Below are 23,938 nucleotides of genomic sequence, written 5' to 3' on the forward strand. Positions count from 1 at the left end.
ATCATCCCGAACCCCCACACTCCTGGTGGAGTGGCCGAGAGGCGAGGCAACGGCCTGCAAAGCCGTCTACACGGGTTCAAATCCCGTCTCCACCTCCAAGGACGATTAGCTCAGCGGGAGAGCGCTTCCCTGACACGGAAGAGGTCACTGGTTCAATCCCAGTATCGTCCACTGGATCTTCTCGAAGATCCGGACCCGCGCGATTAGCTCAGCGGGAGAGCGCTTCCCTGACACGGAAGAGGTCACTGGTTCAATCCCAGTATCGCGCACGTAGCACTCGTGATCTGCGGGTCACGGTCCCGAGGACGATTAGCTCAGCGGGAGAGCGCTTCCCTGACACGGAAGAGGTCACTGGTTCAATCCCAGTATCGTCCACGCACCGAAGCCCCCGGCCCTGTGGTCGGGGGCTTCTTCGTGTGCGCTGCGGCTCAGCTGGAGAAGAGCATGTGGCCGAAGCTCTTCTGGCGCTTGTGACCGTAGTGGCCGCCGTGCTGCGGGGCGCCCCAGACGGGGGCCGCGGGGGCGGAGGCGGCCGGGTGCGCCTGCGGGGCGGGCGGGGCCGGTGGGGCCGTCGGCTGGGACCACTGGGACTCCAGGCGGGTCAGGGCCTCCAGCTCGCCGTAGTCGAGGAATATCCCGGGCAGCCACTGCACTGCTCGATCTGAACGCCGTTGCGGTTGTAGGTGTGCATCGGGGCACGACACTTCGGACACTGCATGTCGGCTCAACTCCTCGCCGGTCGGTCCTGCTTCGCGTATCGCCAGGGCGGACTCTGTCCGGCTGCGGTCGGTTGCACCCTACTTGACTGATTCGTACGTCAACTCGGGCGGGGCGGACGCCATTCGGTCGCAGGCGTCGACAAAGGACTGCTCGACCTCGTCGAGGGGGCGGCCGGCTGTCGCCGCCTTCGCCATCGCCGTGGCAGCGGTCTGTACGGTCAGGGCGCGGGCCGGGATGTCGAGGGTGGGCCAGGGGTCGCCGTGCGCGCTGATCGCCGGGCCGGCTGCGGCGCGGTAGGCGCTGAGGAAGCGGGTCCACTCGTCGGGGGCGAGGAGGCCGCAGGCGTACCAGGCGGCGGGGCGGGCGAGGTCCCAGGCAGGGTCACCGGTGCCGAGGTCATCGACGTCTATGAGGCGCCAGGGGCCGTCCGGGGCGGGGTGGCGGACGAGCTGGCCGAGGTGGAAGTCGCCGTGGGATGTGCAGGGTCGCCGGGTGCCGGGCCCACGGCTGCGCGAGCTCATCAGCCCGGCTGCTCGGGTCGGCGCCGGCCGGCGGCGCGAGCGGCCGCAGCGGCGCGGGTGGGGCGGGCCGACGGCTGCACGGGATGTGCAGGGCCACCGGGGTACCGGGCCCACCGCTGCGCGAGCTCATCAGCCCGGCTGCTCGGGTCGGCGCCGGCCGGCGGCGCGACGGCCGCAGCGGCGCGGGTGGGGCGGGTGGGGCGGGCCGACGGCTGCACGGGATGTGCAGGGCCGCCGGGGTGCCGGGCCCACGGCGACGCGGGATGGGCACGGCCGCCGGGGTACCGGGCCGTGCAGGGCCGCCGGGGTGCCGGGCCCACCGCCGCGCGAGCTGTCCGGCTCGGCTGCTGGGGTCGGCCGCGGGAAGTGTTCAGGGGCGCCGTTTGCGTGCGTGCCGGATCCAGCGGCGCGAGTTGGTGCAGCCGAGAAGGCAGGGGCTGGATCTCACGTCGGCGTTGAGGCAGCGGGCGTGGGTAAAAGTAATGCCGGCGCAGCTCCCCAGCTGCGCCGGCATTGGTGCCGTCCGCCGCACCCCCGTCCCCACGGGGTTTCATGGGTGGATGTCCCCGCCCGGACCGCTCTTCCGGGCCTGGGGTCGCCGCTCAGCGCCCCAGCATCACGCCCACGGACGACGCTTGTGTGGCCACTGTCTCCCAGCCGTCGAAGACGAGGAGGAGCAGGGCCGCCAGGGGGAGGGCCATCAGCGTCGCCACCAGTGGGTGGCGACGGCCCTGGCGGCGCGTCTGTGTGCGGAGCAGTGTCCGCGGTGCCGTCTGGGCCATGGTCCCTCTCCTGACCGTTCTGTTGTCCTTGGCAGCGGCGGGTGTCTGACCTCGGGGGACGAGTGCTGCACCCGCCGCTTGACCTCAAATCTACGGGCGCGGCCCCCGCCGTACGTCATGCCCTCGTACCGATTGCCTGGCCTCCCGGAGGATGAGCCATCAGATGGGGAGTACTCCCCTGGGTGGAGACGGAGTCCTAGGTCTCGGGGTCTTCCCGGAGGGGGCGTCCGGTGTGCCCCGCTTTCTCCGAGCTGTCCTCACGCGGCACCGGCTGCTCGACCAGCGCCAGGACCCGGTTCGCCATGAATCGGGCCGTACGTACGACAGAGCCGTTGCGGGTGACTTCGCTCACTTCCACCACGCCTCGGCGCACCGCGGTCTCCACCCGGCGGCCCGCCCTGCTCGCCACCATCTCGTAGGTGCGGGTCGTGTCCCCCGCGTCCACGACTATCTCCACGCGATCACCCTTCACGGGTTCAATCCCCCTTCTGTGACGGGTGGTTGGGATCACAGACCGGACGAAGTCGGCCTGTTCACCAGCTCCCTGACCACCCCTCAAGTCTCCCACCCGGCACTGACAATCCGTCTGGACGAGAGGGCGCGGCCTCTGCGCGCAGGCGGCCGGGGAAACGTAAGCTGTGGCTCGTCACAGGACCGGGCAGCGGGGATGAACATGGCGATGATGCGCCTGAGGCGCGAGGACCCGCGCGTCGTCGGCTCGTTCAGGCTTCACAGGCGGCTCGGCGCGGGCGGGATGGGCGTGGTCTACCTGGGCTCCGACAAGAAGGGGCAGCGGGTCGCGCTGAAGGTGATCCGGCCCGATCTGGCGGAGGACCAGGAGTTCCGCTCGCGGTTCGCGCGTGAGGTCTCCGCGGCTCGGCGCATCCGGGGTGGGTGCACCGCACGCCTCGTCGCGGCGGATCTCGACGCCGACCGGCCGTGGTTCGCCACGCAGTACGTCCCCGGGCCCTCGCTGCACGACAAGGTCGCCGACGAGGGGTCGCTGGTCGCGGCCGAGGTCGCCGCGATCGGGGCCGCCCTGTCGGAGGGGCTGGTCGCGGTGCACGAGGCCGGGGTGGTGCACCGGGATCTGAAGCCGTCCAACATCCTGCTGTCCCCCAAGGGCCCCCGGATCATCGACTTCGGCATCGCCTGGGCGACGGGGGCCTCGACGCTCACCCACGTCGGTACGGCGGTGGGCTCCCCCGGCTTCCTCGCCCCGGAGCAGGTGCGTGGCGCCGCCGTCACCCCGGCCACGGACGTCTTCTCGCTCGGCGCGACCCTGGCGTACGCCTCGATGGGCGACTCGCCCTTCGGGCACGGCAGTTCCGAGGTGATGCTCTACCGCGTCGTGCACGAGGAGCCGCAGCTGCACGGCGTGCCCGACGCGCTGGCCCCGCTCGTACGGGCCTGTCTCGCCAAGGCGCCCGAGGAGCGGCCGACCACGCTCCAACTGTCGCTGCGGCTGAAGGAGATCGCGGCCCGCGAGGCGCAGGGCATCGCCGAGCTGCGTCCGCCCGCGCCCCGCTCGGGGGAGGCTGACCGGCCGACCGGACGGCTCGCGGACACCTACCCGGACCGCGCCCAGCGCCGCCCGCAGGGACCGCCGCCGCCGCGGCCCACCGGCCCGTCCTCTCGCGGTCCCGCTCCCTCCCGGGGCAGCAGCGCCTCGCGCGGTGGTGCCACCCCGTCGTCCTCCGGCCGGTCCGGGCCGCGGCCCACGCCCGCCTCGCGGAACACCGGGCGCACGGGCAGTGGCAACCGGCCCGCACCGCGCAGCGGTACCGGCCGTCCGGCGCGGAACACGGGCACGGGCCGCCGGCCCGCCAACCCGCAGTTGCTGCGCCAGCGGCTGTTCGTGTTCGTCGTGGTGACCCTGCTGGTCGCGCTCGGTATCGCCGTCGCCCAGGGCTGCCAGGGCCCGAGCCGGGGAATGGGCGAGGAGCGGGACGTCGTACGGCAGGAGTGGTCGGCCGGGCCGACGCCAGGTGGCGAGCCGCGGTACGAGTACTGACTATGCCCCGGGGCGGCCGGTCGCGACCGCGTAGAACGCGACCGCGGCCGCCGCGCCCACGTTGAGGGAGTCCACGCCGTGGGCCATGGGGATGCGGACCCACTCGTCCGCGGCGACCAGGGCCTGGCGGGACAGGCCGTCGCCCTCGGCGCCGAGCATCAGGGCGACCCGGTCCATCCGGTGCGGTGCGGCCTCGTCGAGGGGCTTGGCCTTCTCGTCCGGCGTGAGGGCGAGGAGGGAGAATCCAGCCTCACGGACCGACTCCAGGCCCTTGGGCCAGGTCTCCAGACGGGCGTACGGCACCGAGAAGACCGCGCCCATCGAGACCTTCACGCTACGGCGGTACAGCGGGTCCGCGCAGTCGGGCGAGAGCAGGACCGCGTCCATGCCGAGCGCCGCCGCCGAGCGGAAGATCGCGCCGATGTTGGTGTGGTCGTTGACCGACTCCATGACCACCACCCGGCGGGCGGTCTGGAGCAGGTCGGCCGCCGCCGGGAGGGGCTTGCGCTGCATGGAGGCGAGCGCGCCGCGGTGCACGTGGTAGCCGGTGACCTGTTCGGCGAGCTCGGGGCTGACGGCGTAGACGGGGGCCGGGAGTTCGTCGATGACGTCACGCATGACGTCGACCCACTTCGCGGACAGCAGCATCGAGCGCATCTCGTAGCCGGCGTCCTTGGCCCGTCTGATGACCTTCTCGCCCTCGGCGATGAACAGGCCCTCGGCGGGCTCGCGCTTGCGGCGCAGTTCTACGTCGGTCAGGCCCGTGTAGTCGCGCAGGCGCGGGTCGTCGGGGTCCTCGACGGTGATGAGATCGGCCACAGGGTGATACTGCCTTGTCGTGCGTGCGGTGCCAACGGCTCGGGAGAAGGTGAGTTACCTCGGGTTACGCCAAGGTCGTCGGGCCGACCTTCACGACCTCGCCGATGACGATGACGGCCGGCGGCTTGACCTCCTGCGCGGTGACGGCCTCGGCGGCCGTCGCGAGGGTCGCGTCGACGCGCCGCTGGGCGGCCGTGGTGCCCTCCTGGACCAGGGCGACGGGGGTGTCCGGGGACTTGCCGTGCGCGATGAGCGTCTCGGCGACCTTCCCGATGGTGCCGACGCCCATGAGGATCACCAGTGTGCCGGTGAGCTTGGCGAGGGACGGCCAGTCGACCAGTGAACGCTCGTCGTCGGGCGCGATGTGGCCGCTGACCACCGTGAACTCGTGCGCGACGCCCCGGTGGGTGACCGGGATGCCCGCGGCTCCCGGGACCGAGATCGAGCTGGAGATGCCGGGCACGACCGTGCACGGGACACCGGCCTCGGCCAGCGCCTGGACCTCCTCCATGCCACGGCCGTAGACGAAGGGGTCGCCGCCCTTGAGACGTACGACGGACTTGCCCTGCTTGGCGTGCTCGATCAGGGCGTTGTTGATGGCCTCCTGGGCCATGAACCGTCCGTACGGAAGCTTCGCCGCGTCGATGACCTCGACGCTGGCCGGCAGCTCCGCGAGCAGGTCGCGCGGGCCCAGGTGGTCGGTGATGACCACGTCGGCCTCGGCGAGGAGGCGGCGGCCGCGGACGGTGATCAGGTCCGGGTCGCCGGGGCCGCCGCCGACGAGGGCGACGCCGGGGGTGCGGGTGCGGTGGTGCGGGGCGACGAGGGTGCCGTCGCGCAGGCCCTCGACGACCGCGTCCCGGATGGCGGCGGTGTGGCGGGGGTCGCGGGACCGGGTGTCGGTGGTGAGGATCGCGACGGTGACGCCCTCGCTGGTTCCCGTGGCCGGGGTCCAGGCGGTGGCGGCGTCGGCGTCGTCGGAGCGGACGCACCAGACGCGGTTGCGCTCCGCTTCGGTGGAGGCCACTTGGTTGGCCTCGGGATCGCTGGTGGCGATCAGGGCGTACCAGGCCTCCGCGAGGTCGCCGTCCTCGTACGGCCGCTTGTGCCAGGTGAGCTCGGCCGCCTCCGCCATGGCCTCGACGGAGGGGGTCACCTCGGGGGATACGAGGTGGATGTCCGCGCCCGCTGCGATCAGTGCCGGGAGACGGCGCTGGGCGACCTGGCCGCCGCCGAGGACGACGACCCGGCGGCCGGTGAGGCGGAGGCCTACGGGGTAGGCGGGGTTTTCGGCCATGAGGGTGCGGCTCCTCTGATGCGGCGGTGCGGTAGCCCTGACGTGCGGATTTTACGGGGCGGTGGGGGGAGCGGCTCGCGGTGTCCGGTGGCTGGGCATCGTCGCCGGGTGCGGGCCGTGGGCGTGGCGAAGAGGCCCGGGGCGGCGGTCCCCAGGCCCCACCCACTGCCTACTTTTCGGTGACCCCGGCCGAGTCGAACGTCGCCACCTCGTGCATCGCTCTCGCCGTGCTCTGGACCAGGGGCAGCGCCAGGAGCGCGCCCGTGCCCTCGCCGAGGCGGAGGTCGAGGTCGACCAGGGGGCGCAGGCCCAGCTTGTTCAGGGCTGCCACGTGGCCCGGTTCCGCGCTGCGGTGGCCCGCGATGCAGGCGGCGAGGACCTCCGGGGCGATCGCGCGGGCGACCAGGGCCGCGGCGCCGGCGCTGACGCCGTCAAGGATCACCGGCGTACGCAAGGACGCGCCGCCCAGCAACAGGCCCACCATCGCCGCGTGTTCGAAGCCGCCGATCGCGGCGAGGACGCCGATGGGGTCGGCCGGGTCCGGCTGGTGGACTTCGAGGGCGCGGCGGACGACCTCGGTCTTGCGGGCGAGGGTCTCGTCGTTGATGCCGGTGCCACGGCCGGTCACCTCGGCCGGGTCGGCGCCGGTGAAGACCGAGATCAGAGCCGCCGAGGCCGTCGTGTTGGCGATGCCCATCTCGCCCGTCAGCAGGGCCTTGTTGCCCGCCGCCACCAGGTCGCGGGCCGTCTCGATGCCCACCTCGATGGCCTGCTTGGCCTCCTCGCGGGTCATCGCGGGGCCGGTGGTCATGTCGGAAGTGCCGGCCCTGACCTTGCGGGGAAGGAGGCCGGGCGTCGCGGGGAGGTCGGCCGCCACACCTACGTCCACCACGCAGACCTCCGCGCCCACCTGGCCCGCGAAGGCGTTGCAGACCGCGCCGCCGCCGAGGAAGTTGGCGACCATCTGGGCCGTCACCTCCTGCGGCCAGGGGGTGACGCCCTGGGCGTGCACACCGTGGTCGCCCGCGAAGATCGCGACGGCCGCGGGCTCCGGGATCGGCGGCGGGCACTGGCGGGACAGGCCGGACAGCTGGGCGGAGATGATCTCCAGCATGCCGAGCGCACCGGCCGGCTTGGTCATGCGCTTCTGCCGCTCCCAGGCCTCGCCGAGCGCCTTGGCGTCCAGCGGGCGGATCTGGGCGACGGTCTCGCCGAGCAGGTCGTGCGGGTCCTCGCCGGGCAGGGCGCGGCGGCCGTACGTCTCCTCGTGGACCACCCAGGACAGCGGGCGGCGCTTGGACCAGCCGGCCTGCATCAGCTCGGGCTCGTCCGGGAACTCGTCGACGTACCCGACGCACAGGTAGGCGACGACCTCCAGGTGGTCGGGCAGACCGAGGGTGCGGACCATCTCGCGCTCGTCGAAGAAGCTGACCCAGCCGACGCCGAGGCCCTCGGCGCGGGCGGCGAGCCAGAGGTTCTCGACGGCGAGCGCGGAGGAGTACGGCGCCATCTGCGGCTGCGTGTGGCGGCCCAGGGTGTGCCGGCCGCCGCGGGTCGGGTCGGCGGTGACCACGATGTTCACCGGGGTGTCGAGGATGGCCTCGATCTTCAGTTCCTTGAACTGCTTCGCCCGCCCCTTGGGCAGCGACTTCGCGTACGCGTCGCGCTGCCGCATCGCCAGCTCGTGCATCGTGCGCCGGGTCTCGGCGGAGCGGATGACGACGAAGTCCCAGGGCTGCGAGTGGCCGACGGACGGTGCCGTGTGGGCCGCCTCCAGCACGCGGAGCAACACCTCGTGCGGGATGGGGTCGCTGCGGAAGCCGTTGCGGATGTCACGGCGCTCGCGCATGACCTTCAGCACGGCCTCGCGCTCGGCGTCTTCGTAGGCGGGCGCGGCCGGGCCGGTGGCCTGTCGTGCTTCTGCCACGGGGGCCGTGCTCTCTTCCTGGTCGGCGGCCCTGGTGTCCAGGTCCTCCGCGTGCTGTACCGGTTCGGGGCCGCCCGCGCGTGGAGCGGGGACCGAGGGGGACTCCTCGGCGGGGAGGACGATCGGCTGGGGCGGGGTAGGCGCGAGGTGCGGGGTGGTCGGCACCTGTCCCGCCACCGGCACGAACTGCCCCAGGGGCTGCTCCGGGTGAAGCTCCCTCGGCACACCGGCCTCCGGCGTCTGAAGCTGGGGCCCGGCCGGGTCGGCGACGTACGGCTGGGGCGCGGGGGCCTCCGGCTCCTCGACGGCCGGGGTCACGGGCTGCGCCTCGAAGGGCTCGGGCTGCGGGGCGGGCTCGGGGATGACGACGGGTGCCTCTGCTACGACGGGGGCGGCCGGCTCGGCCGGGAGCTCGGTGGGGGCGGCCACGAAGGGGGTGGGAGCCGTGGGGGTCTCCGGAGCGGGCTCAGGTGCGGGGGCCTCGGCAGCGAGGTCCGGGGCGGGGGCCTCGGCAGCGAGGTCCAGGGCGGGGGCCTCGGCAGCGAGGTCCGGGACGGGAACCTCGGGCGCGGGTACCGGCTCGACGACCTGCGGGGGCTCGGGCGCGGGCGGTTCCTCAGCCACGGGCACGACCGGCTCGGGCTCGGCGACGACGGGGCCCTCGGCGGACTCGGGTACGACGGCCTCGGGGCCCTCGGCGGCCTGCGCCGCGTCCGGTACGGCGGCCTCGACGACCACCGGAGCCTCCGGCGCCACGGGCTCGGCCACCGGCGGCTCCGGAACCGCGACGGGCTCCGGCTCGGGGGCTACAGCCTCGGGCACGACGGCCTCGGGAGCTTGAACGTCCTCGGCAGCCTGAACATCCGTAGGCGCAGCCGGCTCGGTGTCCTGCGCAACTCCGGCCACCGCTACCGGCACCGCTTCGGCCACCGGCTCCACGACCTGGCCAGCCTCGGAACCCGCGCCCGAGTCACCCTCCGGCACCGGGAACTGCGCGACAGGCACGGAAACCTCGTCCGCGACCGGCGCCACCGGAAACGGCCCGGCCTCCTCCGGCGCGGCGGCCGGCACCGTCTCGTTCGCCTTCGGTTCCTGCGCGGCGTGACCGGGCTCCGGTCCCTCCACGGGCTGCGCGACAGCGACCGCCTCCGCGGCGAGACGGGCCATGGCCGCCTGGGCCGCGTCGGCGGGCTCAGGAGCCGGTGCCGCCGAGGGAACAACCGTTTCGGCAGCCGGCACCTCGGCGCTCACCGGAGCGGGAGCGGGAGAAGGCGCCGGGGCTCCCCAGGGCGCGGCCGGCTGCGGCCCCGCGATGTCGAGGTACTCCGGACCTGCCGTGGGCGGACCGGGCTGCCGCACCGGCGCGGCTCCCACCGCGCCGCGGTCGGCGAGGGAGCGGACCGGGCTGGCGGAGGCGTCGGGGGTCGGCGGGCCGAGATGCAGCGGGCGCCGCGGGGTCGTCGGCGGCACCGGCGCCGGACCGGGCATCCGGACCGCGCTGAGGTCGACCGCGCCGCTGTCCCGGCCGGACATCTCGTGCGCACCGGGTTCGTGCAGGGCCTCCACGACCGGTTCCGGCGTGGGCGGGGCGACCTCGTTGCCCCAGGCGCTCTGGGCGCCGGGCAGCAGCAACAGGTCTTCGTCCTCGGCGGTGGTCTCGGAGAGGTAGGTGTACGCACCGGGCGCGGGGACGCCCGGCTGATCCACCATGCCTGCGTTCTCCGGCAGTCCCTCGCCCGGAACCTGGCCGGTGTCGGTCATGCGTACCCCTCGCCCATCGGTTAGTGCTTCTACGACCTGCTCACCCGGAACGGCGCACCGACCGCCCCACAGTGAAGAACGAGCGTGTGTGCCCAGCGGCACGAACGACCCGTCCACAAAGACGACAAAGCCATTTACTGGCATTGTCGCGGCCGTTCCCCCGTCACGACAGCTTCATCCGCGACGATCCCGCTGTGGACTGCGCCACGTTGCGCGTCCTCCGGTTCTGCCGTACCACACCCACCCCAAAACGGGCGTGTTTTCCGGACATTGACCGACGAAGCGTCGGGCGTCCGAGTGCGGTGCAACGATCGGCCAGCCTACCGCGCGCGGTACGACAACAGGATCACGGGGACGGGATCGGCGTCAGCCCGTACGGTCCGGCAGCAGGCCGCTGAGCAGGAACGCGACGCTCCGTTCGCGCTCCGTCCAGGCCCGCGGGTCGAGTTCGACGGACTGGAGCAGGGCGCACTCGACCCGGTAGCCGTGTTCGGTCAGGTCACGGCCGATGAGTTCGGCCTCGTCGCGGGTGGCCGCGTGGGTGACGATGCGCTGCGGGCGGCGGTCCGCGACCGCGGAGACGACCGCCGCTCCCCCGCCGCCGACGCGTACGACGTCGGGTTCGGGCAGGTTCTCCAGGACGTGCGGGGCGGTGCCGTGCACGACCTGGAGCTGGACGCCGAGAGCGCGGGCGTTGGACTCGGTGCGCTCGCAGGCCCGTGGGTCGCGGTCGACGGCGATGACGGCGGCCCCGGCCCGGGCGGCCTCGGTGGCGAAGGCACCGCTGCCGCAGCCGATGTCCCACACCAGATCGCCCACGCGCGGTCCGAGCCGGGCGAGTTGGGCCGCCCGCAGCGGTTCCAGCTCGCCCTCGCCCATAAGGCCGCCGTAGGCCTCGGCGGGCAGGGTCCAGCCGCGCGGCGTGGCGGACGGGTCGCGGCCCGCGATCCAGCCGCCGCCCTCCGCGATCCCGGCAGGGCCGCCGATGACGATGACGACATTGGGGTCGCGCCAGGTGTGGTCGGCGGCCTTGTCGGAGGTGACGACGGTGACCTGTTCGCGTTCGGTGCCGAGTTCCTCGCAGATGACGAAGGTGCGGTGGACGCCCTCCAGGAGCAGTCCGAGTTCGGCGGGTCCCGCGCCGGGTGAGGTGAGGACGGCGACCTTGGTGTGGGCGCGGCACACATTCACGGCGCGTCGCAGGGTGCGCGGGTGCGCGACGACCACTTGGGCGTCGTCCCAGGGCATTCCGGCGCGGGCGAAGGCGGTGGCGACCGAGGAGACGGCGGGCACGACTTCGACCTCCAGGCCGAACTCGGGCGCGCGCAGGGTTCGTACGACTCCGAAGAAGCCGGGGTCGCCGTCGGCGAGCACCACCGCGGTGCCGCGGTGGCCGGCGATCCGGCGGGCGGCGAGGGCGACGCTGCCGAGGCGGATGCGCTCGGCGGCGGGGGGCACCTCGGGCAGCGCCAGGTGGTGCGCGGCGCCGGCCACGAGCGTGGCGGCGCCGAGGGCGGCGCGTGCCGCGGCGGTCAGCGGCGAGCCGTCCCAGCCGATCACCGTGACCCGGTCGGCCATGGTCGTCAGTCTCCAGGGGGTTTACGCAGGTGGACGGGGCAGCCCGAGGGTATCCCGGCCGACCGGGGTCAGTTCCAGTCGGAGTAGGACGTGAAACCTCCGGAGTCGGCCGGCTGCTCCCCCGCGCCCTCCAGGTCTTCTGGGAGCAGGCCCCAGACGATGAAGTCGGTGCGCACATCGGACCAGGTGCCGTCGTCGGCCCGGACGTGCGCTATGCAGGCGTTGCGCAGGACGCCCTCGCTGATGCAGCCGATCTTCTGGGCCACCTGCTGGGAGGCGGTGTTGCCGGCGGCCGTGCGCAGCTCGATGCGCTCGAACTTCTGGTCGCCGAAGAGCCATTGGGCGGTGGCGAGGGTGGCCTCGGAGGCGTAGCCCTCGCCGCGGGCCCAGGGCGCGATGATGTACGACAGTTCGGTGGAGCGGATGTGCCAGTTGGTCTTGCCGAGTTGGACGATGCCGACCAGACGCTGGGTGAGGAACTCGGCGACGGCGAGGTCGAGACCGTGGCCCCCGGTGCGCTGGGTGGGGGCGTACTCGGTGATCCAGGTGCGGGCGCCGGCCTGGGTGAAGGGCTGCGGGACATCGGTCCAGGCGGCGACCTGCTCGTCGTTCATCATCTCGGTCAGGGCGGGCACGTCGTCCTCGTCGAGGGGACGCAGCACCAACCGCTCCGTGCTGATGGAGATGTTGGGGAAGGTGCTCGTCATGCGCCGCTCCGTAACCTTCGAAACCGTCAGGCCTGCTGAACTGCCCAGCATGCAGCATGAAACCACCGCACCGCACCACAGGGGTCCTCCCCGTGGTGCGGTGCGGTGGTCACAAGGCGCGGGTCAGAACGAGGCGATGACGGAACCGGCGTACTTGTCCTCGATGAACTTCTTGACCTCGGGGGAGGTCAGGAGCTTCGCGAGCTTCTTGACGCGCGGGTCGTCCTCGCTGCCCTTCTTCACGGCAAGGAAGTTGCCGTACGGGTTGTCCTTGGCGGACTCCAGGACGAGGGCGTCCTGGGCGGGCTTGAAGTCGGCCTCGATGGCGTAGTTGCCGTTGATCACCGCGGCGTCCACGTCGTCCAGGGAGCGCGGGGTCTGGGCCGCCTCCAGCTCCTTGAACTTGAGATTCTTGGGGTTCTTGGTGATGTCGGCCGGGGTCGCTTCGTTGCCCACGCCGTCCTTGAGCGTGATGATCCCGTTGGCGTCGAGCAGCTTGAGGGCACGAGCCTCGTTCACGCTGTCGTTCGGGACGGCGATCGTGGCACCGCTCTTGAGGGCGTCGGCGCTCTTGACCTTGTTCGAGTAGAGGCCGAGCGGCTCCAGGTGGACCGTGACGACGGGCACGATGCGGGTGCCGTTCTTCTTGTTGAAGTCGTCGAGGTACGGCTGGTTCTGGAAGTAGTTGGCGCCGACCGATCCGTCCTCCGTCGCCGTGTTCGGCGTGACGTAGTCGGTGAACTCCTTGACCTCCAGGTCGAGGCCCGCGTCCTTGGCCAGGTTGTCCTTCACGTAGGTGAGGATCTCGGCGTGCGGGACGGGGCTCGCGGCGACGACCAGCGGGCCGCTGGTGTCGGCGGAGGCGGAGTCGCTGTCGGAGGAGCCGCAGGCGGTGAGCCCGAAGGTGAGGGCTCCGGCGGCGAGGACGGCGGTGGTGATCTTGGCGGTGTTACGCACGAAAAGTGCCTTTCCTGATGGGTGGAGCAACCCCGTGATGGGTGTGACGGGGAGAACTAGACGGTCTTGCTGGTGGCTGTGGACGCCTTCAGCAGCCGAAGCCTGGGCGCGGGACCCGCGGTCCCGCTGCGGCGGTGCAGGGAGCGGGCCGCGTAGTCGCCGGCGAACTGGATGAGGGAGATGACCACGGCGAGGATCGCCACGGTGATCCACATCAGCTCGGTCTCGAAGCGCTGGTAGCCGTAGCGGATGGCGATGTCGCCGAGACCGCCGGCGCCGACCGTGCCGGCCATCGCGGAGTAGCCGATGAGGGCGACGATCGTGGTCGTGGTGGAGGCGATCAGCGAGGGCAGGGACTCCGGTACGAGGACCTTGCGCACGACCGTCCAGGTGTTGCCGCCCATCGACTGCACGGCCTCGACGAGCCCGCCGTCCACTTCGCGGACAGCCGTCTCGACCAGCCGCGCGAAGAAGGGGATCGCGCCGATGGCGAGCGGCACGATGGCGGCCTCACGGCCTATGGTCGTGCCGGTGATGGAGCGGGTGAACCCCATCAGCGCGACCATCAGGATGATGAACGGCATGGAGCGGGCGACGTTCACGACCTGCCCGATGACCTTGTTGGCGACGACGTTCTGGAGCAGTCCGCCCTTGTCGGTCAGGACCAGCAGCACGCCGAGCGGCAGGCCGCCGAGGACGGCGATGAGCGTGGACCAGCCGACCATGAAGAGGGTGTCCCAACAGGCCTGCTCCAGCAGCGGCTGCATCTCGGACCAGGTCATCGGTGGGCACCTTCCGTGAGCAGAACGGGCTCCTGGCCCAGTACGTCGATCTGCAGGCCCTGTTCGCGCAGGAAGCCGATCGGCACGACGTTGTCCTCGTAGCGGCCGGGCAGTTCGATGCGCATCCGGCCGACCTGGAGGCCGCCGACGGTGTCGATGGCGGCGCCGAGGATCGAGATGTCGACGTTGTAGGTGCGCGCCAGCTGGGAGATGACGGGCTGGGTGGCGGTCTCGCCGTGGAAGGTGACGTCGACGACGGTGCGGTCGCCGTCGGTGGCGTCGCCGGTCACCGGGAACAGCGCGCTCGCCAGCTCGGAACCGGGGGTGGCGAGAAGCTCGCTGACGGTGCCGGACTCGACGATGCGGCCCTTCTCCATGAGCGCGGCCGAGTCGCAGATCGACTTCACGACGTCCATCTCGTGCGTGATGAGCAGGACGGTGAGCCCCAGCTGCCGGTTCAGGTCGCGCAGCAGCTGGAGGATGGAGCGGGTGGTCTCCGGGTCGAGCGCGCTGGTGGCCTCGTCGGAGAGCAGCACCTTGGGGTCGCCGGCCAGCGCGCGGGCGATGCCGACGCGCTGCTTCTGGCCGCCGGAGAGCTGGGCGGGGTAGGCCCCGGCCTTGTCGGCGAGGCCGACCAGGTCGAGCAGTTCGAGCGCCTTGCGGGAGCGCTCCTTGCCCGACTTGCCGAGGATCTCCAGCGGCAGCCCGACGTTGTCCTGCACGGTCCGCGAGGACAGCAGGTTGAAGTGCTGGAAGACCATGCCGATCCGGCTGCGCGCCTGCCGCAGTTCCTTGCCGGCGCGCGGTCCGCGACCGGCGAGCGCGGTGAGGTCCTGGCCTGCGACGGTGACCGTGCCGGCGGTGGGGCGCTCCAGGAGGTTGACGCAGCGGATGAGCGAGGACTTTCCGGCGCCGGACTGGCCGATGACGCCGTACACCTCGCCCTCGCGGACGTGCAGGTCGACGCCGTCGAGGGCGGTGACCTCTCGACCGCGGGTGCGGTGAGCCCGGTAAATTTTCGTCAGGCCCGATGTGGTGATCACTGGGGGTTTCCGTCACTGTCGAGTACGCGGGCGTGGGTGTGCCCTGGTACGGGAGGGAAGATGTGCGCGGGGCAGCTGGGTCACGTACGGCTGGAGGCGTACGGACATGCCGTGGCGGCTCGCTTCGGGGCGCGAGGCTCAGAAAGTGGTGCGGGGGCCCTCTAGAAGGCGCACATTCGACACATACAGCGAGCACCGGGCGTCATGGTCGCCTCGGTCGCAAGGATGCGGATGCTCGTCGTGGTCATGCGATCAGTAAAGCAGACGGTGTACGCGGACCAAGAACGGCTGTCCGCATTGCGGAGAGCGGTGGACGGTGGTCAGCCGCGGACGGAGATCTCGATGCCCGCGGCGGTGACCAGGGCGGACAGGGCCGAGAGGTCCTTGACCACCAGGTCGGCTCGAAGCTCGTGGGCCTGGTGGGTTGTGGCCAAGGCCACGGTGGTCATCCCGGCGGCACGGCCGGCCTGGAGACCGGCGGGGGCGTCCTCGAAGACGACACAGCGGGCCGGGTCGACGCCCAACCGCCGGGCGGCGAGGAGGTAGGGCTCGGGGTCGGGCTTGCCGCGGGTGATGTCGTCGGCGGCGATCAGGGTCTTGGGCAGGATGCCGACGGCGTCCAGGCGGGCCTCGGCGAGGCGCCGGGTGGCGGAGGTGACGACGGCCCACCGGTCGGCGGGCAGCGAGGCGAGGAAGGCACGGGCGCCGGGCAGCAGCTCCACGCCGCCGTTGGGGACGTCCTCCACCTCCAGCGTCTCGATGCGGGCCACGGCCACCGGCACGATGTCGGCGGGCAGCAGGTCGGCGGCTATCTCCACGGCCGGCCGGCCGTGCAGTTCGATGCGTCCGAACTCTTCGGCGGTGATTCCGTACTCCCCCGCCCACCGTGTCCAGCAGCGGTCGACCGAGGCGAGCGAGGAGACGAGGGTGCCGTCGTTGTCGAACAGCAGGGCTTCGGCGTGGAGGTGCATGCCCTCGACCCTACGGTGCCCGCAGGGGTCGGCCGCACCAGGCCTTTTGGCCCGTAATAGGGTCGCCGCATGCTTGCTGCCCTGACACTCGTGACCGGCGTCGCCGCGTTGCTGCTCGCCGCGTGGTGCGGCTTTGCCGCGTACCGCGATGAGCCGACGAAGGACTGGCACTTCATCGGGATGGCCGTGGTGACCCTGCTGGCGCTGGTCCAGCTGGTGGTCGGGATCGTGCAGTTGGCGCGCGGCGAGGACCCCGAGCAGGGAACGACGATCTTCGTCGCGTATCTGCTGGGCGCCTTCGCGTGTGTGCCGGCGGCCGGGTTCATGTCGCTGGCCGAGCGGACCAAGTGGGGTTCGATCACGGTCGCGGCCGGTGGTGTGGTGCTCGCCGTGCTGGAGGTGCGGCTCTATGACATCTGGGGAGGCTGAGATGGCAGCCCTGGAGGGAAAGCGCACTCGGCTCATCAGCGGGCCGGGGATGCTGCTGGTCTGGCTGTACGGCGTGATGGTCGTCGGCGCGGTGTCGCGGTCGGCGGTCCAGATCTCGACCGAGTTCGACCACGCCCCGCTTGCCTACTCGCTGTCTGCGGTGGCGGGACTCGTGTACGGATTCATCACGTACACGCTGGTCAGGGGTGGCGAGACGGCCCGTAAGGCGGCGCTGGCGTGCTGCGCCGCGGAGCTGTTGGGCGTGCTGGTGGTCGGTACGTGGACGCTGGTCGAGCCGTCGAGGTTCCCGGACGCGACGGTCTGGTCCGACTACGGCATGGGGTATCTGTTCATCCCCGTACTGCTGCCGCTGTCGGCGATCTACTGGCTACGGAAGGCGCGGAGCGAGCAGCCGGGTTGATCGCCGTCGGCGGGCGCGGGTCGTCTGTGGCTTGTCGCGCAGTTCCCCGCGCCCCTCAGGTCGGACCTCAAGCCGTCGCTGCGTATGAACCCGCCGCCTTCTCCAGGATGATCATCGGTACGCCGTCCGTGCCCTCGGAGGTGCCGACCGCCGTGTAGCCGACCTTGCGGTAGAGGCGCAGGCTGCTTTCGCTGCGGTGGCCGGTGTGGAGGCGGAACCGGGTGGCGCCGCGCTCGGCGGCGAGGGCGGATTCGGCCGCTCGGAGGAGTCGGGCGCCGATGCCGTGGCCCTGGAGGCGGGGGTGGACGCAGAGCTTGCCGATGGCGGCGGCGCCGTCCTCGGTGACCGAGCCCCGGACCGAGCCGACCACTTCGTCGCCGAGTCGGGCCACGAAGACGCAGTCCTCGGCGACCTCCTCACGCACCGAGTCCAGCGTCTGGACGAGCGGGTCGATGCGGTAGTTGCCGTACAGTGCCGCCTCGCTCTGGAAGCACAGGTACTGCAGCTTGAAGATCTGCTCCGCGTCCTGCTCGGTCGCCGCAGAGATGGTCACGCTCATGCCCATGTGCGCACGCCTCCCGCTCACCTGATCACCTGTCGTCCCTCACTCCTATCCCCGCGCTCCGGTGGCCGCAACCTCCGGCGTCAGCAATCGCCGTAGACAACCCAGGCATCTGGAACGTTCCGGGCCAAGGCTGCCCTGTGAGATACCCAACTCCCCCGCGATCTCCCGGTATGTCAGGTCCCTCGGCGAGAGCAGCGCCTCGACCAGACTGGGGCAGCGGCCGGGCAGCCGGCGGACCGCGTCGCGCAGGGCGCGGTGGCGGGCGGCCCGCAGGGCGAGGTGTTCGGGGTCGCGGTCGGACTCGTCCGCGGGTTCGGCGTCGTACGGCCGTTCGAGGCGGTTGGTGCGGCGGGTGCGGCGGGCCTCGGAACGGACGGCCGAGCGCAGCCAGCGCTCGGGGTGGGGCGGGGGGCCCTGGGCGTCGAGGAGCTCCAGAAGACGCAGCCAGACCGCCTGTTCCAGGTCTCCGGGCTCGGTCCCGGAGGCGTGCGCCTCGGCGGAGGCCTCGGCGGTGAGCAGCGGACGCAGCGCGAGAACCTCGAAATCAAAGTCGGGTGTCATATGCAGCACGACGCGGCCGCCCGGGCGACTGGTTGCCCGGGCGGCCGCTGGTCACCCCAACCGGGGCGCGGGGCTCAGCTGTTGACGAAGTCCTCGCGGGCCAGGAGGCCGGTGTCCGGCTGGTCCGTGAAGACGCCGTCGATACCGGTGGCGAAGTACGTCTGGTAGGCGCCGAAGACATCGCCGTAGGCGTCCGCGTCCGTGCCCTTGCGGAAGTCCGCGGGCAGGAACGGGTTCTCGTTGCGCAGCGTCCAGGCGTGCAGGACCAGGCCCACCTTGTGCGCGTCGGCGACCAGGGTGGTCGGCGTGGTGAGCTTGCCGCTCGCGTCCTTCGGGATGATCAGGTCGAGGGTGGGGCCGATGCCCTGGGCGTAGGAGGCGATCTCGCGCAGCCCGGCCGGCTTGATCAGGTCGGCGACGGTACGTGGGTCACCGCTGTCCACGAAGTCGTACGGCCGCGTGCTCGCGCCGGAGAGCAGGACCACCAGCGGGTTGTCGATGAGCTTGTGGAGGCGCTGGACGCTGGTCGGCTCGAACGACTGGACGATGACCGGCGAGTTCCACTTGTGCCTGCCGTACTTGCGCAGCACCTTGGCGATCCGCTCCTCCAGGCCGAGGCCCAGCTTGCGGAAGTAGGTGGGGTGCTTGATCTCGGGGTAGATCCAGACCTGCTTGCCGCGCTTGCGGGTCTGCTCCTCCTGCCACCGCAGCACCTCTTCGAAGGTGGGGATCTCGAAGCGGCCGTCGTAGAGGCTGTTGTGCGGACGGTTGGCCGGGATGCGCTCGATCGCGCGGAGCGTCTTGAGCTCGGCGAGCGTGAAGTCCTCGGTGAACCAGCCGGTGACGGAGACGCCGTCGAGCAGCTTGGTCGTCTTGCGGCCGGCGAACTCGGGGTGGTCGGCGACATCGGTGGTGCCGCCGATCTCCGGCTCGTGCCGGCAGACGAGGTGGCCGTCCTTGGTGGGCACCAGGTCGCCGGCCTCGACGATGTCGGCGCCCATGTCGAGGGCGAGCTGGTAGGCGGCGAGCGTGTGCTCGGGGCGGTAGCCGCTGGCACCGCGGTGTCCGATGATCGTGGGCTTGGGCAGGCTCTTCACGCCACCCGCGTACCCCGCGCCGGCGGCTCCTGCCGTACCGGACAGTCCGAGGACCGCTCCGCCCGCCCCCAGCACCGCCGCGCCGAGCAGTGCCCGCCGTCCGGTCCCGCGCGCCTGCTCGTCCGACTCCTGCGTTCCCATGAGCGGCCTCCTGCCCTCGGCTCTTCACATTTTTTCGTCGCTCCGCCTCCAGGGCGCCGTGCGGGCCGATCGTAGGTGCCCGTCCATGACCGGCGGGAGACCCCGGATCGAACACACGGGTGACGCCGGATGTCGTGTGGGGACAGAGTTCTGACGGACCGTCGGCATCGGACGCATGGCGCGGGGTAGGCGTGGGGAGGACGTCCCGACACGGGTCGGCGCGATGTCCGTCACACCGTTCCGCGCGGGTTTCCGGCAGGCGACGGCACGGCACCGCAGGTAAACCTGCGTCAACAGTGCGTAAGACCTCCGTGAACCCGATGTGCGCGACCCCGGGGACCGCGAGTATCGTCCTCACCTGCACAGACTTATATCGACCCCCTTGACACCGGAGGGCCCGTTGTCCCGCTTCGCGCTCATCAAGGCAGTGCTCGGACCGATCATGCGCCTGATGTTCCGCCCACAGGTGGAGGGCGCGGAGCACATCCCGGGCGACGGTCCGGTCATCCTGGCCGGCAACCACCTCACGTTCATCGACTCGATGATCCTTCCGCTCGTCTGCGACCGGCAAGTCTTCTTCATCGGCAAGGACGAGTACGTCACCGGCAAGGGCCTCAAGGGCCGGCTGATGGCGTGGTTCTTCACCGGCGTCGGCATGATCCCGGTGGACCGGGACGGCGGCAAGGGCGGGGTCGCGGCGCTGATGACCGGGCGCCGGATCCTGGAGGAGGGCAAGGTCTTCGGCATCTACCCCGAGGGCACGCGGTCGCCCGACGGGCGGCTGTACCGGGGGCGGACCGGGATCGCGCGGCTCACCCTGATGACGGGGGCGCCGGTTGTGCCGTTCGCGATGATCGGCACGGACAAGATCCAGCCCGGGGGTGCGGGGATGCCTCGGCCCTCGAAGGTGACCGTTCGCTTCGGCGAGGCCATGGAGTTCTCGCGGTACGACGGGATGGGCCGGGATCGGTATGTGCTGCGGGCGGTGACCGATTCCGTGATGGCTGAGGTCATGCGGTTGTCCGGGCAGGAGTATGTGGACATGTATGCGACGAAGGCGAAGGAAGCGGCGTAGTTTTTCGTCCGCGGGCCGGTGGGGGCTTGTCGCGCAGTTCCCCGCGCCCCTGACGGGGCGCTTTGCCGAGGGCTCGGCGCAGGGCGTCGTGGTCGCCGATGACCGTGAGGCCCGGTGCCAGCCTGCGGTGAAGGGTCAGACCGCGTTCCGCCGCCAGCGGGGCGAACTCCTCGCGGGCCCCGGTGGCCGCCGTCGCGAGGTCGATGAACCGCTCTCGGGACCGTCCGCCTTCTCCGTGACGACGAACCTGATCTGTTCGCGGGGTTCTTTCTCGCCGTCGGCGGCCAGCGCGGTGCTGCCTCCGGTGAGGGCTACGGCGGAGCGGGCGGCGACGGTGACTGACGGTTTTCGTGGGCGTCGAGTCATGGCGCCCCGACCATCAGGTCGGGGCGAAAAGGGGCTTAAAGCTGCCCGCTGTCCAACCGTTGGTTGCGCAGCATGAACCACGCTGCCACCGACGCCAGCAGGAGGACCGTTGCTCCCGCTCCTGCCGCCAGTGCCAGGCCGTCCACGAAGGACTGGCGGGCCGCGTCCAGCAGGTTCTGCGCCGTCTGTGTCGGCAGCCCCGCGGACGCCTCCACCGCGCCGCCCAGGGACTCATGCGCCCCCGCCGGGGTGCCCGCCGGAGCCGTGAAGTCGCGGTACACACCCGTCACGATCGAGCCCAGTACGGCGATTCCCAGGGCCGCGCCCAATTCGTACGCCGTTTCCGACACGGCCGATGCCGCGCCTGCCTGTTCCTTCGGTACGGAGCCCAGGATCACGTCCGCCGTCACCGTGAACGAGAAGCCCGCGCCGATGCCGACCACCAGCAGGGCCGCGCCCAGCAGGGGGTAGCCGGTCGACTGGTCGATCACCGTCAGCGCGGCCAGTGCCAGGCCGACCGCCGCCAGGCCGCCGGAGACCACGGCTCGTACCGAGAAGCGGCGGGCGGCTCGGCCCGCGATCAGGCCTGCCGCCACCGCGCCGACGGCGGCGGGGAGTTCGGCCAGGCCCGCCTCGAAGGGGCCGCGGCCCTGGACGAGTTGCAGGTACTGGGAGAGGAAGAACACCAGCCCGGACAGGCCGAGGATGGTCAGCAGGTCGGCCAGGACCGCGCCGCTGAAACCGCGGTTGCGGAACAGCCGCATGTCCAGCAGCGGGGCGGGGAGCGTCAGCTGGCGGCGTACGAAGCCGTACACCGCGGCCGCGCCGAGCAGGCCGACGGCGAGCGAGTCCCAGGCCGGGCCCTGTGCCGCGAACTCCTTGACGGCGTAGACGACGCCGACCATGCCGATCAGTGACAGCAGCACGCTGACCAGGTCCCAGGGACCGGGGTTCGGGTTGCGGGACTCCGGGAGCATCTTGATGCCGACCACGACCAGGACCGCCATCACGGGAAGGTTGATGAGGAAGACCGAGCCCCACCAGAAGTGTTCGAGCAGGAAACCGCCGACGATGGGGCCGACTGCCGTACCGGCGGAGGCGGTCGCGCCCCAGATGCCGACGGCGAGGCTGCGTTCGCGCGGGTCGTGGAAGATGTTGCGGATCAGGGCGAGCGTGGCCGGCATCAGGGTGGCACCGGCGACACCGAGCAGCGCACGGGCCAGGATCATCATCTCGGGGGTCGTCGCGTACGCGTTCAGCACGGATATCGCGCCGAACGCCGTCGCGCCCACGAGCAGGATCTTCTTCCGGCCTATTCGGTCACCGAGGCTGCCCATGGAGACGAGCAGACCGGCGATGACGAAGGAGTAGACGTCACCGATCCACAACAACTGGGTGCCGGAGGGCTTCAGGTCCTCACTGATGAAGGGGGTCGCGAGACCGAGAACGGTCGCGTCGACGGCCACCAGCAGCACGGCGAGCACCAGGACGGACAGCGCGAGCCAACGGCCGGGGCGCTTCACCGCCTCGGTCGGGTTCGCCGGCTGCAGGGTGCTGGTCATGATTCCTCTCTCCGTAGTGCGCCGCCGAGCAACAGCTCGGCGATCATGTGCGTGAAGTCGTTGGCCGCGACCCTGCCCTCCTGGACCGCCCAGGCGCCGGAGGCCATCAGGCCGTAGAGGGCCTCGGTGAGCCAGGCCGGGGTGAGGTCGATCCGGAACTCGCCGGACTCCTGGCCGCGCCGGAACAGTGCGGCGATCCGGACGTCGAGCCGGGCCCAGCCCTCGTTCTGCCCCTCGCCCTCGAACAGCTGGTTCTCGGTGTAGAGGAACGCGAGCAGCCCGGCCGCGGGCTCTATTTCGCGGACGAGCCGGCGTACGGCCTCGCTCGCCCGGCCCTCGTCCAGGCGTGCCGCGTCCAGCGCGGCCTCGCACTCCGCGATGCCCAGCGCCTCCAGCGCCCGCACGAGCGCGTCCCGCCCGGCGAACTGCCGGTGCAGCGTGGCCCGGCTGATGCCGGCGGCCCTGGCGACCTCGTCCATGGTGGACGTGGATTTCCGGGTGAGCAGGGCGGCTGCGCTGCGCAGCACGTGGTCACGATCGACAGCCATGAGACGACGATAGCCCATGTGAGACATCTTTGTCTCACAGTGGGCATGCGTGTCTCACGGTCATCGGGCGCCCATGATCTGTCAGTGCCAGGGCAACCGGCCCCGCCGCTCCCAGTACGCCCCCGGCTCCTCCACCAGCTCCGCCAGCCTGCTCAGCTGGTCCTTGTCCAGGTCCACGACGGGGGCGTGCAGGTTGGAGGCGAGCTGGACAACGGTGGCGGCGCCGGAGAGGACGACACCGGCCCAGGGCTGGCGCAGGACATGGGCGAGGGCCACGGCGTCGGTGCCCAGGGAGGTCTCCGCCGCTACGGCCTTCAGCGCGTCCGGGGCATGGGGCTCCGCGAGCCTGCCGTTGGCCATGGCCTCCTTGGCGATCACCGTGAGTCCGGCGTCATGGGCCTCGGCCAGGGCGGGGGCGGCGGAGGTGTCCAGGAGGTTGTACGTCGACTGGACGGTACGGAAGAGGGGCTCGCCGTCGACCGTCACGGCGAGGGCGGCGCGGATCGCGTCCGCCTGGGCGGGGCCGCTGGTGGAGAAGCCGACGGTGAGGCCCTGGGCTGCGGCCTCGGCCAGCTTGGCGTGCAGGTCCTTGTCGGTGAGGGCGGGGCTGTCCGGGGTCACCGAGTGGATCTGGTAGAGGTCGAGCCGCTCGCCGAGCAGCGCGTCGGTCTCGGCGCGCTGACGCTCGTACGTCTGGAGGCTGTGGTCCTTGACCTCGTGCGTCTCGGCGTGCGCCGACCAGGCGGCCGTGTAGGTGTAGCCCCACTTGCTGCCGATGACCACGTCGTCGATGTCGGGGCGGGCGTTCAGCCAGTCCGCGAGGAACTCCTCCGAGCGGCCGTAGGAACGGGCGACGTCGAAGTAGCGGACGCCTTGGGCGTAGGCGGCGTCGAGGAGCTCGTGCGTACGGTCGCGCAGGGCGTCGACACTGCGGTTCTCTCCGAGGTCTTCGTCCCGGCCGAGGTTGATGTAGCCGGGGCGGCCGACCGCTGCGAGCCCGAGGCCGATGTGGCAGGTGGGGGTCGTTGCTGTTGCGAGTCGAGCGAAGGGCATCGCGGGCTCCGTCGGGTCAGCTCCAATACGGCTTCCCGACAACGTAACCCGCGATGACCTTCGCGTCAGAGCTCGGCTCGTGCGGTGGTTCGGCGGGTGCGGACTTGTCGTGGCTTGTCGCGCCCACGCGGCGGAGCCGCCAATCGATACAGCCCCGCGCCTCCAGGGGGTGTTTTGAAAGTCCCGCACAGCACCCACGGCGCCCGGCACGCACCCTCGCCGCACCGGCCAAAGACCCAAG

General features: G+C 71.5%; 22 protein-coding genes, 4 tRNA genes and 1 pseudogene. 8 read left to right on the top strand and 19 right to left on the bottom strand.

From position 1 onward, the window contains the following. Positions 1 to 24 precede the first annotated feature (24 nt). The 4 genes from RMT89_RS17615 to RMT89_RS17630 all read left to right on the top strand — a co-directional run bounded on the left by RMT89_RS17615 (position 25) and on the right by RMT89_RS17630 (position 375). A tRNA-Cys gene (locus RMT89_RS17615) sits at positions 25 to 98 on the top strand. Position 99: 1 nt separating this feature from the next. Then, a tRNA-Val gene (locus tag RMT89_RS17620) sits at positions 100 to 171 on the top strand. A gap of 26 nt (positions 172 to 197) precedes the next feature. Continuing rightward, positions 198 to 269: transfer RNA gene (locus tag RMT89_RS17625), tRNA-Val, on the top strand. A gap of 34 nt (positions 270 to 303) precedes the next feature. Beyond that, positions 304 to 375: transfer RNA gene (locus RMT89_RS17630), tRNA-Val, on the top strand. Positions 376 to 428: 53 nt separating this feature from the next. On the opposite strand, the pseudogene RMT89_RS17635 reads toward RMT89_RS17630, so the two are convergent. The 4 genes and pseudogenes from RMT89_RS17635 to RMT89_RS17650 all read right to left on the bottom strand — a co-directional run bounded on the left by RMT89_RS17635 (position 429) and on the right by RMT89_RS17650 (position 2,495). Beyond that, a pseudogene (locus RMT89_RS17635) lies at positions 429 to 718 on the bottom strand (zf-TFIIB domain-containing protein). A 79-nt stretch (positions 719 to 797) separates the two neighbouring features. Beyond that, positions 798 to 1,241, bottom strand: a complete 444-nt coding sequence (locus RMT89_RS17640) for a phosphotransferase family protein (protein ID WP_399498326.1) — start codon at positions 1,239 to 1,241, stop codon at positions 798 to 800. 602 nt (positions 1,242 to 1,843) lie between these two features. After that, on the bottom strand, positions 1,844 to 2,023 hold the full coding sequence (locus RMT89_RS17645) for a hypothetical protein (RefSeq protein WP_315884701.1): 180 nt from the start codon (positions 2,021 to 2,023) through the stop codon (positions 1,844 to 1,846). A gap of 196 nt (positions 2,024 to 2,219) precedes the next feature. Further along, positions 2,220 to 2,495 carry a hypothetical protein gene (locus RMT89_RS17650; RefSeq protein ID WP_315884702.1) on the bottom strand — a complete coding sequence of 92 codons (276 nt, stop codon included), beginning with the start codon at positions 2,493 to 2,495 and terminating at the stop codon, positions 2,220 to 2,222. Between the two features lie 195 nt (positions 2,496 to 2,690). Here RMT89_RS17650 and RMT89_RS17655 point away from each other — a divergent pair, with 195 nt between their 5' ends. Continuing rightward, positions 2,691 to 4,037, top strand: a complete 1,347-nt coding sequence (locus RMT89_RS17655; protein WP_315884703.1) for a protein kinase domain-containing protein — start codon at positions 2,691 to 2,693, stop codon at positions 4,035 to 4,037. On the opposite strand, the gene RMT89_RS17660 is transcribed toward RMT89_RS17655, so the two are convergent. The 9 genes from RMT89_RS17660 to RMT89_RS17700 form a co-directional block, all read right to left on the bottom strand. Further along, the gene (locus RMT89_RS17660; RefSeq protein WP_315884704.1) at positions 4,038 to 4,856 is read right to left on the bottom strand and encodes an RNA methyltransferase; all 819 of its coding nucleotides are present in this window, start codon (positions 4,854 to 4,856) and stop codon (positions 4,038 to 4,040) included. Positions 4,857 to 4,920: 64 nt separating this feature from the next. Next, positions 4,921 to 6,153 (bottom strand): uroporphyrinogen-III C-methyltransferase, encoded by a 1,233-nt coding sequence (cobA, locus tag RMT89_RS17665; RefSeq protein WP_315884705.1) that lies wholly within the window; start codon positions 6,151 to 6,153, stop codon positions 4,921 to 4,923. Between the two features lie 169 nt (positions 6,154 to 6,322). After that, on the bottom strand, positions 6,323 to 9,841 hold the full coding sequence (gene cobT, locus RMT89_RS17670; protein WP_315884706.1) for a nicotinate-nucleotide--dimethylbenzimidazole phosphoribosyltransferase: 3,519 nt from the start codon (positions 9,839 to 9,841) through the stop codon (positions 6,323 to 6,325). 366 nt (positions 9,842 to 10,207) lie between these two features. Further along, positions 10,208 to 11,419, bottom strand: a complete 1,212-nt coding sequence (gene cbiE, locus RMT89_RS17675; RefSeq protein WP_315884707.1) for a precorrin-6y C5,15-methyltransferase (decarboxylating) subunit CbiE — start codon at positions 11,417 to 11,419, stop codon at positions 10,208 to 10,210. 68 nt (positions 11,420 to 11,487) lie between these two features. Next, the gene (locus tag RMT89_RS17680) at positions 11,488 to 12,126 is read right to left on the bottom strand and encodes a GNAT family N-acetyltransferase (protein WP_315884708.1); all 639 of its coding nucleotides are present in this window, start codon (positions 12,124 to 12,126) and stop codon (positions 11,488 to 11,490) included. Between the two features lie 123 nt (positions 12,127 to 12,249). After that, complete coding sequence (locus RMT89_RS17685) at positions 12,250 to 13,083, bottom strand: MetQ/NlpA family ABC transporter substrate-binding protein (RefSeq protein WP_315884709.1); 834 nt, start codon at positions 13,081 to 13,083, stop codon at positions 12,250 to 12,252. 56 nt (positions 13,084 to 13,139) lie between these two features. Next, on the bottom strand, positions 13,140 to 13,865 hold the full coding sequence (locus tag RMT89_RS17690) for a methionine ABC transporter permease (protein WP_315884710.1): 726 nt from the start codon (positions 13,863 to 13,865) through the stop codon (positions 13,140 to 13,142). After that, the gene (locus tag RMT89_RS17695; protein WP_315884711.1) at positions 13,862 to 14,908 is read right to left on the bottom strand and encodes an ATP-binding cassette domain-containing protein; all 1,047 of its coding nucleotides are present in this window, start codon (positions 14,906 to 14,908) and stop codon (positions 13,862 to 13,864) included. The genes RMT89_RS17690 and RMT89_RS17695 overlap by 4 nt, the downstream gene beginning before the upstream one ends. A gap of 320 nt (positions 14,909 to 15,228) precedes the next feature. After that, the gene (locus RMT89_RS17700; RefSeq protein WP_315884712.1) at positions 15,229 to 15,879 is read right to left on the bottom strand and encodes an HAD family hydrolase; all 651 of its coding nucleotides are present in this window, start codon (positions 15,877 to 15,879) and stop codon (positions 15,229 to 15,231) included. Positions 15,880 to 15,948: 69 nt separating this feature from the next. Here RMT89_RS17700 and RMT89_RS17705 point away from each other — a divergent pair, with 69 nt between their 5' ends. Further along, complete coding sequence (locus RMT89_RS17705) at positions 15,949 to 16,308, top strand: hypothetical protein (protein ID WP_315884713.1); 360 nt, start codon at positions 15,949 to 15,951, stop codon at positions 16,306 to 16,308. After that, positions 16,289 to 16,729 carry a hypothetical protein gene (locus tag RMT89_RS17710; RefSeq protein WP_399498334.1) on the top strand — a complete coding sequence of 147 codons (441 nt, stop codon included), beginning with the start codon at positions 16,289 to 16,291 and terminating at the stop codon, positions 16,727 to 16,729. Before RMT89_RS17705 ends, RMT89_RS17710 begins: the two co-directional genes overlap by 20 nt. A 67-nt stretch (positions 16,730 to 16,796) precedes the next feature. On the opposite strand, the gene RMT89_RS17715 is transcribed toward RMT89_RS17710, so the two are convergent. From RMT89_RS17715 to RMT89_RS17725, 3 genes are all read right to left on the bottom strand, one after another. Beyond that, the gene (locus tag RMT89_RS17715; RefSeq protein WP_315884723.1) at positions 16,797 to 17,294 is read right to left on the bottom strand and encodes a GNAT family N-acetyltransferase; all 498 of its coding nucleotides are present in this window, start codon (positions 17,292 to 17,294) and stop codon (positions 16,797 to 16,799) included. 45 nt (positions 17,295 to 17,339) lie between these two features. Further along, positions 17,340 to 17,855: a sigma-70 family RNA polymerase sigma factor gene (locus tag RMT89_RS17720; RefSeq protein ID WP_315884715.1), complete on the bottom strand. Its 516-nt coding sequence runs from the start codon at positions 17,853 to 17,855 to the stop codon at positions 17,340 to 17,342. 74 nt (positions 17,856 to 17,929) lie between these two features. Beyond that, the gene (locus tag RMT89_RS17725; RefSeq protein WP_315884716.1) at positions 17,930 to 19,093 is read right to left on the bottom strand and encodes a glycerophosphodiester phosphodiesterase; all 1,164 of its coding nucleotides are present in this window, start codon (positions 19,091 to 19,093) and stop codon (positions 17,930 to 17,932) included. A gap of 400 nt (positions 19,094 to 19,493) precedes the next feature. On the opposite strand from RMT89_RS17725, the gene RMT89_RS17730 reads away from it, so the two are divergent. After that, the gene (locus RMT89_RS17730; RefSeq protein WP_315884717.1) at positions 19,494 to 20,168 is read left to right on the top strand and encodes a lysophospholipid acyltransferase family protein; all 675 of its coding nucleotides are present in this window, start codon (positions 19,494 to 19,496) and stop codon (positions 20,166 to 20,168) included. 401 nt (positions 20,169 to 20,569) lie between these two features. Here RMT89_RS17730 and RMT89_RS17735 read toward each other — a convergent pair whose 3' ends face one another. The 3 genes from RMT89_RS17735 to RMT89_RS17745 form a co-directional block, all read right to left on the bottom strand. Continuing rightward, on the bottom strand, positions 20,570 to 22,096 hold the full coding sequence (locus RMT89_RS17735) for an MFS transporter (RefSeq protein WP_315884718.1): 1,527 nt from the start codon (positions 22,094 to 22,096) through the stop codon (positions 20,570 to 20,572). Next, complete coding sequence (locus RMT89_RS17740) at positions 22,093 to 22,644, bottom strand: helix-turn-helix domain-containing protein (RefSeq protein WP_315884719.1); 552 nt, start codon at positions 22,642 to 22,644, stop codon at positions 22,093 to 22,095. The genes RMT89_RS17735 and RMT89_RS17740 overlap by 4 nt, the downstream gene beginning before the upstream one ends. Before the next feature lie 81 nt (positions 22,645 to 22,725). Further along, entirely contained in the window at positions 22,726 to 23,697 is a 972-nt protein-coding gene (locus RMT89_RS17745; protein ID WP_315884720.1) for an aldo/keto reductase, read from the bottom strand. Between the last annotated feature and the right edge of the window lie 241 nt (positions 23,698 to 23,938).

It is taken from the genome of Streptomyces sp. P17 (assembly GCF_032436805.1).
Classification (GTDB): domain Bacteria; phylum Actinomycetota; class Actinomycetes; order Streptomycetales; family Streptomycetaceae; genus Streptomyces.